This is a genomic window from Listeria monocytogenes ATCC 19117 (assembly GCF_000307025.1).
Taxonomy (GTDB): Bacteria; Bacillota; Bacilli; order Lactobacillales; family Listeriaceae; genus Listeria; species Listeria monocytogenes_B.
In genome coordinates, this window is sequence record NC_018584.1 from 994998 (window position 1) to 1011800 (window position 16803).

19 protein-coding genes and 1 pseudogene are annotated in these 16803 nt (G+C 36.5%); 16 read left to right on the forward strand and 4 right to left on the reverse strand.

Annotated features, from left to right (window positions below):
• Window positions 1–71: 71 nt before the first annotated feature.
• The 4 genes from fri (at window position 72) to LMOATCC19117_RS04915 (ending at window position 2557) form a co-directional block, all read left to right on the forward strand.
• Entirely contained in the window at window positions 72–542 is a 471-nt protein-coding gene (fri, locus tag LMOATCC19117_RS04900) for a non-heme iron-binding ferritin Fri (RefSeq protein WP_003719147.1), read from the forward strand.
• 232 nt (window positions 543–774) lie between these two features.
• Complete coding sequence (locus LMOATCC19117_RS04905; RefSeq protein WP_014929047.1) at window positions 775–1077, forward strand: HesB/YadR/YfhF family protein; 303 nt, start codon at window positions 775–777, stop codon at window positions 1075–1077.
• 112 nt (window positions 1078–1189) lie between these two features.
• Window positions 1190–2320, forward strand: a complete 1131-nt coding sequence (locus LMOATCC19117_RS04910) for an MBL fold metallo-hydrolase (protein ID WP_003734306.1) — start codon at window positions 1190–1192, stop codon at window positions 2318–2320.
• Between the two features lie 9 nt (window positions 2321–2329).
• Complete coding sequence (locus tag LMOATCC19117_RS04915; RefSeq protein ID WP_003722767.1) at window positions 2330–2557, forward strand: DUF3006 domain-containing protein; 228 nt, start codon at window positions 2330–2332, stop codon at window positions 2555–2557.
• A 198-nt stretch (window positions 2558–2755) separates the two neighbouring features.
• Here the strand turns inward: LMOATCC19117_RS04915 and LMOATCC19117_RS04920 are convergent, their stop codons facing one another.
• Both LMOATCC19117_RS04920 and LMOATCC19117_RS04925 read right to left on the reverse strand, forming a co-directional pair.
• Window positions 2756–3973, reverse strand: a complete 1218-nt coding sequence (locus LMOATCC19117_RS04920) for a CynX/NimT family MFS transporter (RefSeq protein WP_003726341.1) — start codon at window positions 3971–3973, stop codon at window positions 2756–2758.
• Window positions 3970–4659 carry a FadR/GntR family transcriptional regulator gene (locus LMOATCC19117_RS04925; RefSeq protein WP_003726342.1) on the reverse strand — a complete coding sequence of 230 codons (690 nt, stop codon included), beginning with the start codon at window positions 4657–4659 and terminating at the stop codon, window positions 3970–3972. Before LMOATCC19117_RS04925 ends, LMOATCC19117_RS04920 begins: the two co-directional genes overlap by 4 nt.
• Before the next feature lie 121 nt (window positions 4660–4780).
• Here LMOATCC19117_RS04925 and LMOATCC19117_RS04930 point away from each other — a divergent pair.
• Window positions 4781–5827: pseudogene (locus tag LMOATCC19117_RS04930) on the forward strand (AI-2E family transporter).
• A gap of 9 nt (window positions 5828–5836) precedes the next feature.
• On the opposite strand, the gene LMOATCC19117_RS04935 reads toward LMOATCC19117_RS04930, so the two are convergent.
• Window positions 5837–6736: an alpha/beta hydrolase gene (locus LMOATCC19117_RS04935; RefSeq protein WP_003726344.1), complete on the reverse strand. Its 900-nt coding sequence runs from the start codon at window positions 6734–6736 to the stop codon at window positions 5837–5839.
• Window positions 6737–6756: 20 nt separating this feature from the next.
• A complete protein-coding gene (locus LMOATCC19117_RS04940; protein WP_003726345.1) occupies window positions 6757–7578 on the reverse strand; it encodes an alpha/beta hydrolase in 822 nt (273 codons plus the stop codon).
• Window positions 7579–7735: 157 nt separating this feature from the next.
• Here LMOATCC19117_RS04940 and LMOATCC19117_RS04945 point away from each other — a divergent pair, with 157 nt between their 5' ends.
• The 11 genes from LMOATCC19117_RS04945 to LMOATCC19117_RS04995 all read left to right on the forward strand — a co-directional run bounded on the left by LMOATCC19117_RS04945 (window position 7736) and on the right by LMOATCC19117_RS04995 (window position 16782).
• Window positions 7736–8194 (forward strand): DUF4064 domain-containing protein, encoded by a 459-nt coding sequence (locus LMOATCC19117_RS04945; RefSeq protein ID WP_003734308.1) that lies wholly within the window; start codon window positions 7736–7738, stop codon window positions 8192–8194.
• Window positions 8195–8287: 93 nt separating this feature from the next.
• Window positions 8288–8521 carry a hypothetical protein gene (locus LMOATCC19117_RS04950; RefSeq protein ID WP_003726347.1) on the forward strand — a complete coding sequence of 78 codons (234 nt, stop codon included), beginning with the start codon at window positions 8288–8290 and terminating at the stop codon, window positions 8519–8521.
• Between the two features lie 227 nt (window positions 8522–8748).
• A complete protein-coding gene (locus LMOATCC19117_RS04955) occupies window positions 8749–9063 on the forward strand; it encodes a hypothetical protein (RefSeq protein ID WP_003726348.1) in 315 nt (104 codons plus the stop codon).
• A gap of 15 nt (window positions 9064–9078) precedes the next feature.
• Complete coding sequence (locus LMOATCC19117_RS04960) at window positions 9079–9924, forward strand: PspA/IM30 family protein (protein WP_003734309.1); 846 nt, start codon at window positions 9079–9081, stop codon at window positions 9922–9924.
• Between the two features lie 188 nt (window positions 9925–10112).
• Window positions 10113–11246: an N-acetylglucosamine-6-phosphate deacetylase gene (gene nagA / locus LMOATCC19117_RS04965; RefSeq protein ID WP_003726858.1), complete on the forward strand. Its 1134-nt coding sequence runs from the start codon at window positions 10113–10115 to the stop codon at window positions 11244–11246.
• A 15-nt stretch (window positions 11247–11261) separates the two neighbouring features.
• Complete coding sequence (locus tag LMOATCC19117_RS04970; protein WP_003727073.1) at window positions 11262–11966, forward strand: glucosamine-6-phosphate deaminase; 705 nt, start codon at window positions 11262–11264, stop codon at window positions 11964–11966.
• A 15-nt stretch (window positions 11967–11981) separates the two neighbouring features.
• Window positions 11982–12704 (forward strand): GntR family transcriptional regulator, encoded by a 723-nt coding sequence (locus LMOATCC19117_RS04975; RefSeq protein WP_003722779.1) that lies wholly within the window; start codon window positions 11982–11984, stop codon window positions 12702–12704.
• A gap of 119 nt (window positions 12705–12823) precedes the next feature.
• Entirely contained in the window at window positions 12824–13879 is a 1056-nt protein-coding gene (locus LMOATCC19117_RS04980; RefSeq protein ID WP_003734310.1) for a glycosyltransferase family 4 protein, read from the forward strand.
• Window positions 13880–13991: 112 nt separating this feature from the next.
• Complete coding sequence (locus LMOATCC19117_RS04985; protein WP_003727071.1) at window positions 13992–14900, forward strand: peptidase U32 family protein; 909 nt, start codon at window positions 13992–13994, stop codon at window positions 14898–14900.
• A 14-nt stretch (window positions 14901–14914) separates the two neighbouring features.
• The gene (locus LMOATCC19117_RS04990; RefSeq protein WP_003726180.1) at window positions 14915–16141 is read left to right on the forward strand and encodes a peptidase U32 family protein; all 1227 of its coding nucleotides are present in this window, start codon (window positions 14915–14917) and stop codon (window positions 16139–16141) included.
• A gap of 83 nt (window positions 16142–16224) precedes the next feature.
• Window positions 16225–16782, forward strand: a complete 558-nt coding sequence (locus LMOATCC19117_RS04995) for a LemA family protein (RefSeq protein ID WP_003722783.1) — start codon at window positions 16225–16227, stop codon at window positions 16780–16782.
• The last annotated feature ends 21 nt before the right edge of the window (window positions 16783–16803 follow it).

The window sequence follows — 16803 nt, forward strand, 5'->3', positions numbered from 1 at the left end:
GGACATTGATGTGGAAATAGATTATACTTATTATTAAGTGATAATCATTATAAAATAGGAGGAAGATAATTATGAAAACAATCAACTCAGTAGACACAAAGGAATTTTTGAATCACCAAGTAGCGAACCTAAACGTATTCACAGTAAAAATTCATCAAATTCATTGGTATATGAGAGGCCACAACTTCTTCACTTTACATGAAAAAATGGATGATTTATATAGCGAATTCGGCGAACAAATGGACGAAGTAGCAGAACGCTTACTAGCAATCGGCGGAAGCCCATTCTCGACTTTAAAAGAGTTTTTAGAAAATGCGAGCGTTGAAGAAGCTCCTTATACGAAACCAAAAACAATGGATCAATTAATGGAAGACTTAGTTGGAACATTAGAATTACTTAGAGACGAATATCAACAAGGTATTGAGCTTACTGACAAAGAAGGCGACAACGTAACAAACGATATGTTAATTGCTTTCAAAGCAAGCATTGACAAACATATCTGGATGTTCAAAGCATTCTTAGGAAAAGCGCCATTAGAATAAAGAGTTATAAAAACTGTGTGGGATTAATCGTCTCACACAGTTTTTTTGCCCCAGTCTGTTATAGTACAATTTCCTTATTTTTACATTGTCTTAACACAATGTGGTTTAAAGTTTCTTTGAAAGAGGTATATTATCTTCATAACAAAAAGCAGAAAAAGTGAAATTCACCAAGAAATCTGCTATTCTTGAATAACAATCATTACGAAAAAATTGGAAACGAGGAGTGAAAAGTATGAATATCGAGGTAACGGACCAAGCAAATAAATGGTTTCATGATGAGTTTGATGTAGCTAATGGTAATGGAATTCGACTTTTTGCGAAATACGGTGGTTCTAACAGTTCCTTGCATCCTGGTTTCTCTATCGGTTTAACTACCGAAAAACCGCAAGAAGCAGCAGTCGCTGAGAAGAAAGAAGACTTAATTTTCTTCATTGAAGACCATGACTATTGGTATTTCAAAGACCACGACTGGAAAATTGACTATGAACCAAAAACGGAAGAAGTACTTTTTTCCTTTAAAGAAAAAGTGAAATGAATCCAACATAAATGACCGCGTGTAATCAAATTGATTTCAGGCGGTTTTTGTTTTAAAAACTTTACTGTTTCGCCTTCCTTTGCTATTCTACTAAGAGAGCAGGAGGAGAAAGATGACAAAGAAATTAGTAATCTGTATAAGTTTAATCGCGATATTTTTAAGCGGTTGTAGTTTTTCCGAACCATCAACGAGTAAATCGAACATTACCGAAAAAACATTGAATGGTGCAAGTTTTACATTTTTTGATGTTGGCCAAGGGGATAGCACACTTATCCAAGCAGAAGATGGTACAACTATTTTGATTGATACAGGTCGCCAAGATGATGACCGTATTTTAACCTATTTAAAAGAAGCGAATATAAAGAAAATAGATTTGCTGCTACTGACACACCCGCACGCAGACCATATCGGTAATGCTGATAAAGTAATCGCTACATACAAACCGAAAGAAATTTGGATGGATGGCTTAACTTTTTCTAGTAGTATTTACGAGAAAGTAATTGACGCAGCATTAGCTTCAGATGCCAAATACAAAGAACCGAGACGCGGCGAAAAAGCGACTTTTGGTCCATTTAATCTAGAGGTTTTAAGCCCTGATAAATTGGAAAATGACGCTAATAATGATTCTATCGCTGTAAAAATCACCTATAAAGATATTTCCGCTATTTTTACAGGTGACGCAGAAAAAGGTCGAGAAAGAGAAATGGTAGACAGCGGTGCCGATTTAGAAGCGGATATTTTAGATTTAGGGCACCACGGATCGTCCACATCCAACCAGCCATTTTTCCTAGATAAAGTAAAACCCCAAGTGGCTGTTTACTCTGCTGAAATGGCCAATAGTTACGGACATCCTCATGTGGAAGTGCTGGAGTGGTTAAAAGAGCGTGATATAAAAACATATGGAACAGATGTGAATGGAACGGTAATCATTGAAACAGACGGTAAAAAAATCCATGTGCAAACCGAAAAATCAGGTACACCAAAAGCAGGTAGCAGCTATAATAAAGAAAATAGCACACAAAAAACAGAAGATGCAACATCAGAAGAATTACCAGACAGCATTAATTTAAATACAGCTTCTAGTGAAGATTTACAATTATTACCACTAATTGGGCCAGCGCTTGCAGAAAAAATCATTGCCGAGCGACCATATCAGTCCATAGATGACTTGAAAAAAATTAACGGCATTGGCGATGGCATTGTGCGCCAAATCAAAGAACAAGGCATTGCCGTAACAAAGTAGGTGATTAGGGTGAAAAAAGCAATTTTAGATCGGATAGAAGATGGCAAAGCAGTTTTTTTATTAGAACCAGACCAAACAGAATGGCAAATTGACAAAGAAAAGCTCGATTCATCCATAAAAGAAGGAGATGTCGTCACTATTTCAGAAACTAATGAAATAATGAAACATCCCCAAGAAACGGAAGAAATGAAAAATAGAATTGCAGAAAAGCTAGAAAGATTAAGAGGGAGAAACTGAGAAAAACTTTTTTAAACTCTCATGAAATTATCATCTTTCTTTCAGCACATTCTTTTTTAGAAAAGTTATTATATGTATAAGCTAACAACAAGCAAAACATTTTCATTTCTTTCCCTTTTTAGAATGAAAATCCCAAACTCCCTTTTAGCTAGTGCGGTTTACTCCCTTTTTCCGCACTAGTTTTTTTATGCGCAAAAATCACTTTTTCTGTGGAAAGAGAAATTTATTGCGTCCAGCATCTAGGCCGCAGTATAACATAAGCATGGTAATACCGACTAAAACATATAAGGTTGGTTGCCAGCTACCAAGCGCATCATGCAGGGTACCAAATAATATCGGACCTGAAGCGGCAAACAAGTAACCGATAGATTGCGCCATTCCAGAGAGATCCGCTGATTCGGTAGCGCTTGTTGTTCGCAAATTAAAGAACATCATCGACAAACTAAATGACATCCCCGAACCAATTCCGTATACAATGATAGCAATCGATAAAATAAGCACGCTACCAGAAGCAAACATAATGCCAAAAATCCCAATTAAAAAGAATAAAATAGAAATTCCAACTAGTAATTGCTGATTTTTCATTCGTCCGGCAACAATAGGAATAATAAACGTAATCGGCATAACCGCAAACTGCATTAAGGAGAGCATTAAGCCACTAGAAGTACTAGATAATCCTTGGTCCGCCAAAATATTTGGTAACCAGGCAATCGAAATATAAAAAATTGCTGACTGCGAACCCATAAATAAAGAAATTTTCCACGCAAGCGGAGACTTCCAAACCGAAGTTGTAACCAAGTGAGTTGCAATTTTTTCCGTCGAGCGTTGATTATATTTTAACTGTGGAAGCCAAATGACTAAAGCAACGATTCCAAGAATTGCCCAGAAAACCATACTTCCATGCCAGCTAAAGCGATTGTTCATAGCAATTGGAACCGTTAAGCCAGCTGCAATCGCTGCACACAAATTCATCGAAATGGAATAAACTCCAGTCATTAGACCCAATTTAAATGGAAATTCTTTTTTTATCAAACTTGGCAAAATAACATTTCCGACAGCAATAGCAAGACCAATCATAAACGTTCCAGCAAATAAATTGAGTTCGCCACCAAAAGGTCGAAGTAAGCTACCAAGTACAAGTGTCAATAGTGCTACAAAAATTAATACCTCTATACCAAGTGCTCGACTTAGCTTAGAAACGAACGGGGATAGTCCTGCAAATGCAAGTAGCGGAATTGTTGTAAGTAATCCAGCCATCGTATTGGTTAAATGTAAATCTGATTGAATCATTCCAAGTAACGGACCTACAGAGGTAATTGGTGTCCGTAAGTTTGCCGCAATTAAAATAATTCCTAAAACAAGCATTACCTTACTCGAGCGTGTAAGGATTTTTTTATTGGTTAAATCTGAATTCATTTCTTTTCTCCATTCTTAGCATCAATTCGTTTGAAAAGAGTAATATACTCTGTTACTTCATGAGCTGCTTGTTCTTTATTTCGTTTTTCAATCGCTTTGACAAGCGCAGCGTGCCCATTATGCTGATTAGCTTCTGGGCTCATTTCGGTTGTACTCGTGATGGAAAACTGTATTTCTTCTAAAATATTGACATACATATCTAACAACAAATCGTTATGAGCTGCCTTTACAATTGTTAAATGAAGGGCAGAATCAGCTTTCACAAAAGCACCAACATCATTTTTTTCCGTCGCTAGTTGGCATTGGTGTCTATATTTTTCTAGTGTTTTTACATCTTCTTCCGTGCGTCGATCACAGGCCAGAATAACTGCTTCTCTGTCAAGCGCATGCCGAATTTCCAGGATTTCTTGAACCGTGGATTCGCGGACACGCCTCTGCATGATAGCATTTAGTTCACTATTGTTACGAACAAAAGTCCCGTCACCTTGTTTGGTTTCCAGTAAACCGATATGAGATAGGGCACGAATGGCTTCACGTAGCGTATTACGACTAATGCCAAATTCAGCCATTAAATCCGCTTCTTTCGGAATGCGTTCACCGATTTTCCAAGTACCGTTAGTAATTTCTGCTTTTATTTGATCATAAACTTGCTCTGCAAGCGATTTGCGTTCAATTTTTTCTACCATACTATTCACTCCATTTCTAAAGGTAGGATGATTGGTTCTATTTTACAGAAGAATTCTTTTTTTGTAAACCTTATTTTGTTAAACTATGATAAAATGAAGGAAGAAAAGGGCTGGTGAAAATATGAATTGGTTAGAAAAGTTAAAAGAAAACGACACTGCAAGACGGGTGCTAGTGTTTGTTCTTCTAGGCATTGTTTTATATTGACTCAGAAGTATGATTGATTTGATTTTACTAACATTCATTTTTGCATTTTTAGTAACACGACTAGAGAATGTTATTTTGAAAAGGGTGCGCGTACCAAGAAAGCTAATTGTCATTGTACTTTATTCATTAGTAGCAGTATTCTTATATGTCGCTATAGTGCATTTCTTACCAATTTTAATTAATCAAATTTCTCAATTAGTAGATTCTCTTGTGAAACTTTACAATAATCCAAGTGACAATACGATTGTGAAGTGGATTGTTGGGTTTTTAAAAGAATCTAACATACAGAAATATTTGCAAGCTGGGGTCGATTTTATTATTGCTTCACTATCCGGTATTGGATCTGTCGGATTATCTTTCTTCTTAGCATTAATTCTTAGTTTATTTTTCTCTTTGGAAAAAGAACGAGTAACTTCTTTTACTGGGCAGTTCATGACAAGTAAGGTAGGCTTTATTTTTAAAGAGGCTGCATTTTTTGGAAAGAAATTTGTTTCGACTTTTGGAGTCGTTTTAGAGGCGCAATTAATGATCGCTTTAGTAAACACATTTATTACGACAATCGCGCTTTATTTAATGGACTTTCCACAGTTGCTTAGTTTATCCATTATGGTTTTCGTCTTAGGATTAATCCCCGTTGCGGGGGTGATTATTTCCTGTATTCCACTGGTGCTTATAGCTTATTCTGTTGGAGGATTTCAAGATGTGGTGTACATTTTAATTACCGTTGTCATTGTTCATGCAATAGAGACCTACATTTTAAATCCAAAATTAATGTCATCTAAAACGAACTTACCGGTATTTTACACATTTATTATTTTGATTTTCTCGGAAACATTCTTTGGAGTGTGGGGGCTAATCGTAGGAATTCCAGTCTTTGTATTCTTATTAGATATTTTAGAAGTGAGAAATGCAGAAGACTTAAAAAAACGAACAATATTTGGACGCAAGAAAAAAGTAGATTAGGCGATAGCCTTAATCTACTTTTTCTATTCCCCATAAAAAGTCAGCTACTTCAGCATCAACATCGGTATTTTCGTGGAGTTTACTATGAGCTGCATTCTTACCTGTGAATGTTTTTTCTTCGTAACTTGCTGCCTGGCCTTCAAAAATGAATTTGCCAGATAAGGCGCTCGCAACAGAAACGCTACCATCGCTTTTTGTTCCGTTTAAAGTATCACCTGCAATATTTAATACGTGCAAATTAGTAGGGATTTTTTGTTTGTTTTTCATGAATTCACTATAACGGTCTGAAGATTTTTTTGGCCCTGAATCTGTAAGGTCGTAAGCTGTAACACCATCATCACCAATTACTAGTCCATTAAGTGGAGCACCGATTAAAACAAGTTTTTCAAGAACAGGATAAGTTTTATCACTACCTACTTTTTCAATGTAACTTGTTAAACTAACGCCACCCATGGAATGACCAACTGCGTATACTTTTTCGATATGATAATTATTTTTTAATTCTTTCATGACATTTTGAATCCATTGTGTTTGATTTGCCGCTGAGCTTTTATTATCTTCAAAAATAACTTGAATAGTAGGGTTATGACTAAACTTATCATAGTTTCCATCAGAGCTTACAGTCCCATCAGCTGCAACATTCATAACAAGTGATTTTGTTACATCCCCGTCTTCAGCAAGACGATTAATCATACCTCCGAATGAATTAATTGTTCCAGAATACCCATGAACAAACAGAGTAGGGATTGCTATTTCTGAAACAGGTTTTTGTTCTTTTTTTGTTGTTTTATTTGCTGTCACAGCAGGCTCTTTAGCTTCTTTTTTAGTCGGCTCAAATTGAAGAAAAATTATCCAAAAGCCAGTAATGATAATGGCTAATGCGATAATTAAACTAATAACTTTTTTCATTTCAAACATCCTTTAATCGTTTATTTCTCGCCCCATAAAAATTGACCAACATACTTATCCACTACAGTAGATTCATGCATACTACTATGAGTAGCTTGTGGTCCTTTAATGACATGTGTCGTTACCTTTTGATGTGCAAATAATTTTTCACCATATAAAACACTATCTAATTTCACTTCACCATCACTATTTGAACCATCTTCCAAATTACCACCAATAATCATAATTTCAGTATTGTTGGGTAAAACTTTGGCCATTTTCTCAGCAAATTTAGCATGCACATTATTGGCATTTTTAATATCAACCTGCTGATCGCCATTCACATATTCTTCCGGATAAAATGGAACTGCAAGAAACACAATTTTATTTACTTGTGGATAGGACTTGTTTTTCTCGTAACTAGCTAAATAAGAAACCCAAGCACCGCCACCCATTGAATGACCTACTGCATTAAATTTTTTTATGGCATAATTTTGTTGTAAATAAGACATTACCTTTTTTGTCCACATTGATTGTTGAGGAAGCGTTGCTCGATTATCTTCAAAAACAATGTTGATAAGTGGATTTTTTTCTTTTTTGTTATAAGTTCCAGTAGTAGAAATTTTTCCATCTGGGCTTACATTTACGGTCAATGACTCTGTACCCCAATCATACTTTTGGTCAAAGCGACGTATCATTCCGTGAAGCGAGCGGTCTGTCCCACGATAACCATGTATAAAAATGGTAGGGATGGATTCATTGGCTGCTTTTGGATAAGTCGTGTTAATCGTCAGTAAAATAAAAATTGCTCCAACTAAACAACCTAATGGTAAGATAATGGAGAAGAACACGCGCTTTAGCATTATTTTACGCCCCTTTAAAATTCGTTATGAACAAATTATACATTTTTTTTATAGAAAACGCACGATTGGTCTACTTTTTCTACTAATTTAATGGTTTCATCTCATGAACACATATAGTATACTGGAAAAATAAGCGAAGAAACGGAGGCATATTCATATGATGAAACGAACTGGTGAGATAGTACTCGCTATTATTGGTCTTGTTTTAAGTATACTCGCACAAGCATTTATTGCTATTATTGGTCTATTGATGATAAGCGGTTCAAAAGGAAAAGAAGGTTTAACAACTTTCTACAACAACTACTACAAAACAATGACTGAATGGGAAATCCCGAAAAAAGAGATTCCTGATCCCGATCGTGTACTAGATTTTGTGCAAACATTATCTTGGACTGCATTAACAGGAGGCTTAATTACGCTCGCACTTGGTATCTTTGGGATTTACTACATATTCAAAAATAAAAAACCAGTTTTTGCTGGATATTTATTTTTAGCAGCAGGCGTTGTATCGTTGCTTTCTACAGCACTAATTAGTTTCATTCCTGCGTTATTATTCATTGTTGTTGCGATACTTTGTTTTGTCCGCAAACCGAAGAGCACTTTTTCTGGATTATAATTCGAAACGAGTTTGAACTTTTCAAGCTCGTTTTTGTTTTACTTCTACTTTTTTAGGGAATAAAATAGTGGATTTCAAGAGGAGGTTGATAGTGTGAAAAATAAAGTAGGAATTATTGCCGGAGCCGTGGGAGCTGTCGCTGGAGTTTTAGCTTGTGCAGTAGTATACGTGGTTAAAAAGCAACAGCCGCCTACCCCTTTTGATGAGGTAAATGATATTCGGACCCGTTACGCTGACAAAGAAATTTCTGAAACAGAACTGGAAGAAAATAACATGATTTCAGAAGGTGGCGTTTCATCTCTTCAATATGAAGAAAAAGTCAAATAATGAGAATGCAGTTTGTGTCTTGTGTTACGCGAGAACAAGCTGTTTTTTTATGTAGAAAACACTGCTTATTATAGTAGATTATGTTATCCTGTAGTTAGACAATAGGACTCAAGTTGTAGGTGAATTTCCTTCTACAGCGGGTTATTATACTTGATAGATAGGGTTATGATAGGTACAGTAATAAAAGAAAATATATCAGCTACATTTGGAAGTTAGGAGGTAGGCGTATGAGAGCAATATTGATTGGCGTATTAATAATTTTACTAATTGCGATGATACTTATAGTTTTATTGCCAGCGATACTAGCAACAATTGGTGCAGTGCTCGGCTTTTGGTCACTTAAGAAGCTACTTGAAGCAAGGTCCGTAGGTGAAAAAGTTATTTATGGTATTCTAATTGGTGTTGGTGCCTTAATAATTCTAGCTAACTTAAAAGGAATTCTGGTTGTTGTAATTATCGGAGCAATCATTTACTTCCTAACTAGAAATAAAAATAAACCAAGAAAAAATGATGACGTATTCGACTACCCATACAATAAATAATTGGAGGAGAAAAAAATGGCAAACCTTTTTGAAAAAATGAAACAATGGAATAAAGAAGTTAGTGAAAAAATCGAGAAACGTGAAGAAAAACGTCGTAATTCGGTAAGTTACTATATGGATAAAACAAAACAAGAAATGAAAGACGCAGAACGCATGGTAGAAAAACAACGCGAACTGAAATCTCTTTTCTATAAAGAATATAAAGAAATGGAAGTTTATGTAGAAAAACGCCGTCATCAAGCTGAAATTGCAAAAGAAGCTGGTGAAACTAAATTAGCTGATTTTGCATTAGAAGAAGTAGCTCAATATGAAGAACAATTAAAAGCAACTAAATCTCATTATGATCAAGCTTCTGAACAACTTGAAAAATTAGAACTACGCATGCACGAAATGCGCCTAAAATGGAAAAACCTTAAAACACAACATTTAGCTGAAATGGCTGAAAAAAATGCAACAGAAACTTCCGAAAAAATGGACAAAGTTATCCATGATATGAGCTGGGGTAGCGTAAGTGACTATCACGAAGCACAAAAACAACGCGATCTAGCTGAAGAAGCTGAAAAGAAAGCTGATATGAGCAAAGAACTTTCTCAATCCTTTGATGATCTAATGGACGAACTAGAAAAGAAAACAAAGAAAAGCAAAGAAATCATCAAAGATAAAGCGCAAAACTTTACAACTATGGTAGATGAAATTATTGAACGCGAAAAACAAAATTTCAAAAAACCAGAAAAAGCTTCGATGGAAGATCAATTAAATGAACTTGAAAAAGAAGCTGCAAAAGAAAAACCAAAAGAAGAAAAAGAAGTATTAATTCCAGAATTAGAGAAAAAAGAAGAAGAAAACGAAACAGATAAATAAAAGTAATTAGCGCAGAATAATCATTCTGCGCTTTTTTATAACAAAACGCTATGGGCCTTCTAAATATGCTCGTAGCTTTTTTGGTTATATTACTTTTTTTCGGGTAAATAGGAAAAGATAAGTTGCATTTTAATAGATACGTGCTATAATAATTGGTATAGACCGATTTAACAAGGAGGCAATATGTAATGACTAATAAAGTAATTACTAACGCTACAATTTATACTGGTAAAGGTGTTCTAGAAAATGCTTTCGTACGTTTTGACAAACAAATTTTAGAGGTTGGCTCGATGGCTGATTTCCAAGCGGACAAAGCAGAAGAAGTAATCGATGCCAAAGGACAAAAACTTGTTCCAGGTTTCATTGATGTTCATTCCCACGGTGGTTATAGTTTTGACGCAATGGATGCAGATCCAGAAGCACTTAGAAAACAAGTGAATGGAATGTTAAATGAAGGAATTACTACTTACTTCCCAACAACGATGACACAATCACATGAAAATATTGAAAAAGCATTAAAAGTGATCAATGAGGTTGCTCAAACAGAACCTGTTATTGGTGGAATTCATTTGGAAGGTCCATTTGTTTCTAAAGTCTTTAAAGGCGCACAACCAGAAGAATATATTCAAGCACCTGACTTGGAACTTTTCAAAAAGTGGTTTGATATTTCTGGTGGTTTAATTAAATTAGTAACATATGCACCAGAACATGATACTTCAGCTGATTTTGAAAATTTGTGTTTTGAACTAGGGGTTGTTCCGAGTATTGGTCACTCTAATGATGTTCGTGAGCACTTGAAAACAAGTAAAGCGACACACGCGACACATTTATATAATGCTTGTCACCGTATGACGCACCGTGAGCCAGGCGTTCCAGGTCATGTTTTACTAGAACGCGGTATTAATGCAGAACTAATCGTTGATGGCATTCACGTTCATCCTGATATGGTGAAATTAGCTTATCAAATGAAAGGGCCAGAACATTTATGCATTATCACTGACTCCATGCGAGCAAAAGGTATGCCAGAAGGGAAATCTGAACTTGGCGGCCAAACTGTTATCGTGAAAGATAAACAAGCTCGTTTAGAAGATGGAACTTTAGCTGGAAGTGTACTCACTTATGACGATGGCTTCCGCAACATGATTAAATTTACTGGATGCTCGGTAGAAGAGGCAGTTCTTATGTCTTCTGGAAACCAAGCACGCGAATTTAATTTAACACAAAAAGGTGCAATCGAGGCTGGTAAGGATGCAGATTTCAACTTACTTGACGAAGATTTACACATTACAGCAACTTATTCATTCGGAAAAAAACATTCTTGAGAGGAAGATAATAAAATGCAACTTATCACAACAGAAAATAAATTAGCAGGTTCTAAAAAAGCACTAGAAATTATTGAAAAAGGAATTACATCAGGTGAAGTAAACACACTTGGCCTAGCAACTGGTAGCACACCAGAAACACTTTATGCAGAGCTTGTAAAAAGCGATGTTGACACAAAAAATGTCACAACAACGAACTTAGATGAATATGTAGGTCTTGCGGCAAACGATCCAAACAGTTATCATTACTATATGAATGAATTGTTATTCTCTAAAAAAGCATTTAAAGAAAGTTTCTTACCTAACGGAGAAGCGACGGATGCAGAAGCAGAATGCGCACGTTATGAAGAAATTTTATCTGAGCACCCAATTGATATTCAAGTGCTTGGAATTGGAACAAACGGCCATATTGGTTTTAACGAACCAGGAACTCCTTTTGATTCGTTAACACATAAAGTGGTTTTAACAGATTCCACTCGTGAAGCTAATAAACGCTTTTTCGAAAGAGAAGAAGATGTTCCAACACATGCTTATTCTATGGGAATTAAATCCATCATGAATGCGAAGAAAATTATCCTACTTGCTTTTGGTGAAAACAAAGCACAAGCAATCAAAGAAACTATTAAAGGACCTGTAGATGTGAATTGTCCTGCTTCTGTACTTCAAAATCATCCAGATGTTACTGTGATTCTTGACAACGAGGCGGCGTCACTTCTATAAGAAGAGGGCGGGAAAATGATCGATAAACAATCAGGAATACCGATTTACATTCAGATTCAAAGTGAAATTAAAAAGAAAATGGAAGATGGTGTTTGGAAAGTTGGCACTTCTATTCCAGCTGAACGTCAACTTGCTGAAATGTTTCACGTTAGCCGAATGACGGTAAGACAAGCCATTCAAGGCCTCGTTGATGATAACATTTTGCAAAGACGTGTTGGTGCCGGGACCTTTATTGCGGAAAAGAAACTAACCGAACGACTTGAAGCGGTTACGAGTTTTACGAATTTGATGTTACAAGAGGGGAAAGTTCCTTCGACGCGAATCGTATCGTATGGCATTCGTCCGGCAAGTACGCAAGAACAAGAAGCGTTGCAACTGCCAGAAAACAGCAATGTAATGAAAATTGAACGGATTCGTTACGGCGACCGTGTGCCAATTCTTTATGAAGTTGCTGCCATTCCAGAAAAAATTGCTTCACTGCTTACAAAGGAAGACATTATGGATTCCCTTTATAAAGCGATTGAATTAAAACTTGGTCAACCAATTGGAGAAGCGGAACAAATCATGGAAGCTTCTTTAGTATCAGAAAAAATTGCGCCATATCTTGATGTGAAACTCGGATCGCCGGTTATGAAACTCAGGCAGATTACAACATTAGAAGACGGTCGACCATTTGAATTTACGCGTTCCCAGTATGTAGGTAGTAGATTTCAATTTGTAGCTAGGATTAAACAATAAATAAAAGCTTGAGGCGGAATCTGTCTGCCCCAAGCTTTTTTGCATAATGATTTTCGTTGTCTTTTTGCAAATAAAAAAGTATAATGAGACGAGTAAAAAATTTGCGGGGAGGACTAGCCATGAGCTGGATGATTATATTGATATGTTTTGGCGCGTCCGTATTACTTACACCGCTAATTCGAAAAATAGCTCTATACTTTGATATTACAGATAAACCAGACCAACGTCGTATTAATATTAAACCAATTCCGAGTTTAGGTGGACTAGCAATGTTTATCAGTTTTACTATCGGAATGTTTTTACTCCCAATTGAAAACGAATTCTTATGGCCGCTTCTGATTGCAGCATTTGTCATGGTTTTGACTGGGCTATTAGATGATATTATGGAATTTAAAGCAAGATATAAATTAATCGGCCAAGTTACCGCTGCCTTTATTATTGTGTTTTGGGGTAACATTAGTATCGACTTTATCAACTTACCATTCGGTGGGGAAATCCATTTTGGGGTGTTAAGTATCCCACTCACAATTATTTGGATTGTAGCCATTACGAACGCTATAAATCTAATTGATGGACTGGACGGTCTTGCCGCAGGTGTTTCAACCATTGCCTTACTCACTATTTTAGGAATGGCGTTTATTATGGGAGATGCACTAGTAATTATGATAGCAAGTGTGTTAATCGCTGGGACACTTGGTTTCTTACCTTATAATTTTAATCCTGCAAAAATTTTCATGGGTGACACTGGCGCGCTTTTCTTAGGTTTTATTATTTCCGTGTTATCCGTGATGGGATTCAAAAATGTTACGTTTATCTCTTTAATCGTACCAATTTTAATTTTAGGTGTACCGATTTCTGATACACTTTTTGCTATTATACGACGCATGGTAACGAAACAACCAATCGCGATGGCAGATAAGTCACATTTACATCATTGTTTATTACGACTAGGCTTCACGCATCGTCAAACGGTTATTTTGATTTATGCCATTGCCGCACTATTTTCTTTATTTGCCTTCATTTTCACGATGTCGACACTGTGGGGTTCGATGATTTTAATCGGTGTACTACTCATTTTAATTGAAGTATTGATAGAGACGCTTGGATTAGTAGGGAGCACATATCGCCCATTACTTAATTTATTTAAATTAACCAAAGAAGAAAAAATAGATTAGAGATTGGTCACTTAGACTAGTCTCTTTTTTTATGCCAAAATTCTTATTGAGTAACAAGTCTTCTTGTGATACATTTATCAAGTAACGTTTTTGTAGAAATGAGGAGAAAAACATGGAAATCATTGCGACAGCAGATTCAATGAAACAAGCTGAACAATTGCTTCGCGCGGGGGTAGACAGACTATATGTAGGTAATAGCCAATTTGGTTTAAGATTGCCGCATTCATTTTCTGTCGAAGAATTACGTGAAATAGTTCATTTAGCACATCAAGAAGGAAAGAAAGTAACTGTAGCAGTAAATTCGTTAATGCATAACGAACATATGGAAGAGTTACCGGGATTTTTAGAGCATCTTGCAGATATGAAAGTGGATGCAGTAACGTGCGGTGATCCAGGGGCAATTATGCTTTTGAGTGAAATGGCTCAACCGATTCCGTTTATTTATGACGCCCAAACATTTGTAACTAGCGCAGAACAAATCTCGTTTTGGGAAAAACAAGGAGCGATTGGTGCGGTACTTGCTCGGGAACTAACAGAAGGCGAAATCAAAGCCATTGCAAGTAGCCTTACTATCCCAGTTGAAGTTCTGGTTTATGGACCAACATGCATTCACCAATCGAAACGTAAACTAGTAACGAATTATGAGCGTATTGTCGAACTGGAAGATGATACATCGAAGGAACGTGGTCTTTATTTACGCGAACCTAATGATGAAACAAGTCAATTACCAATCTATGAAGATGAGTCTGGAACACATATTTTTGCTTCCGAAGATGTTTCACTTGTCCCTTATTTGGCGGACTTATATGAGGCTGGATTGAAAACATGGAAACTAGATGGTGTTCTTGCAGAATCAGAGAATTTTGTTCAAATCGCATCGCTGTTAGTTGAAGCGAAAGAAGCTGTTATGAAAGGTCAATTTGTCGCAGAGTATTTTGTGAATAAATTAACGGAACTTCAGCCTCCAACACGAAAACTAGACGCAGGATTTTATTTGAAAAATCCGGATGATGTGAAATAGGGGGAATAGCATAAATGAGTAAAATATTAAAAAAACCAGAAGTGCTAGCTCCGGCTGGCAACTTAGAAAAATTAAAAATTGCCATTCGCTATGGTGCGGATGCTGTATATATTGGTGGTCAGGCTTTTGGTCTTCGGTCACGAGCAGGTAATTTTAGCTTTGAAGAAATGAAAGAAGGTATCGCTTTTGCGCATGAACGAAATGCAAAAGTGTACGTTGCGGCAAATATGGTTGCGCATGCTGGTGATACAGAAGGTGCTGGGGAATTTTTCCGAACATTACGCGATATTGGTATTGATGCAGTGATTGTATCGGATCCAGCGCTCATTAGCATTTGTTTTCAAGATGCGCCAGGGTTACCAGTCCACTTATCTACACAAGCCTCGGCAACAAACTATAAGACATTAGAATTTTGGAAGAAGCAAGGTCTTGAACGAGTTGTACTTGCTCGTGAAGTTAGCATGCAAGAAATTCAAGAAATCGGCGAAAAAACGGATGTCGAAATGGAAGCATTTATCCATGGGGCAATGTGTATTTCTTATTCTGGTCGTTGTACTTTATCAAATCATATGGCTAATCGTGATGCGAACCGTGGCGGGTGTGCGCAAAGTTGTCGCTGGAAATATGACTTGTTTGAAATTGATAATGGTGTCTCGAAAAATTTAGTGGATACTGATGAAGAGCCGTTTTCAATGAGCGCGGTTGATTTATCAATGATTAAATACATTCCGGATATGGTAAATGCTGGTGTGGATAGTTTGAAAATCGAAGGACGAATGAAGTCCATTCATTATGTTTCGACTGTCGCAAGTGTATACCGTCGTGCCGTAGATGCTTACTGCGCGGACCCGGAAAATTATGTATTCGATCCAGCTTGGGAAGAAGAATTATGGAAAGTTGCACAACGCGAACTATCTACAGGATTTTTCTATAAAGAACCAACCGAGGACGAACAACTATTTGGGAAAACGCGGAAAATTCCTCAATATGCTTTTGCGGCGCAAGTATTGGAATATGACGAGAAAACGAAAATCGCTACTTTACAGCAACGAAATAATTTTGGTGTTGGAGAAGAAATTGAATTTTACGGGCCAGGAGATACTGGATTTAAGCAGATTGTAGAAGTACTTTGGAATGAAGATGGTGTAGAAATTGACCGTGCTCCAAATGCAATGATGACCATTAAAATGCCGGTAGATAAACCTGTGAAGCCATTTTACTTTATGCGGAAGAAAAAATAAAAATCTCATGCTGCAGTAGGATTGTCGTGTACTCCCTAAGTAAGGTATAATGGGGTAAGTACATATGAAGGAGGAGATTAATTATGATAGGATGGATTATTGCTATCGCTGTTGTTGTTATTTTAGTATTGATTTATTTTGGTCTATACAACAGCCTTGTAAAATACCGTAACCGTGTGGATGAAACTTGGGCGCAAATTGACGTACAATTAAAACGTAGATTTGATTTAATTCCTAATTTAGTTGAAACAGTTAAAGGGTATGCAAAACATGAAAAAGAAACATTAACACAAGTAATTGAAGCTCGTAATAAAATGATGGAAGTTCCTGCTGACAATCGTCAAGGTCAAATCGAAGCGGACAATATGTTAAGTGGAGCGCTTAAATCCATTTTTGCATTAGGAGAAGCTTACCCAGATTTAAAAGCAAATACTTCTTTCATCGAATTGCAACATGAATTAACTACTACGGAAAATAAAGTGGCTTATTCTCGCCAACTTTATAATACAACCGTAATGACTTACAACACAAAAGTACAATCTGTACCAACAAACATCGTTGCAAAACTGCATAACTTTACAGAACGTGACATGCTTTCTATTCCTGAAGTAGAACGCGTTGCACCAAAAGTAGAGTTTTAAGCCATGAAGGAGAGCGAAAAT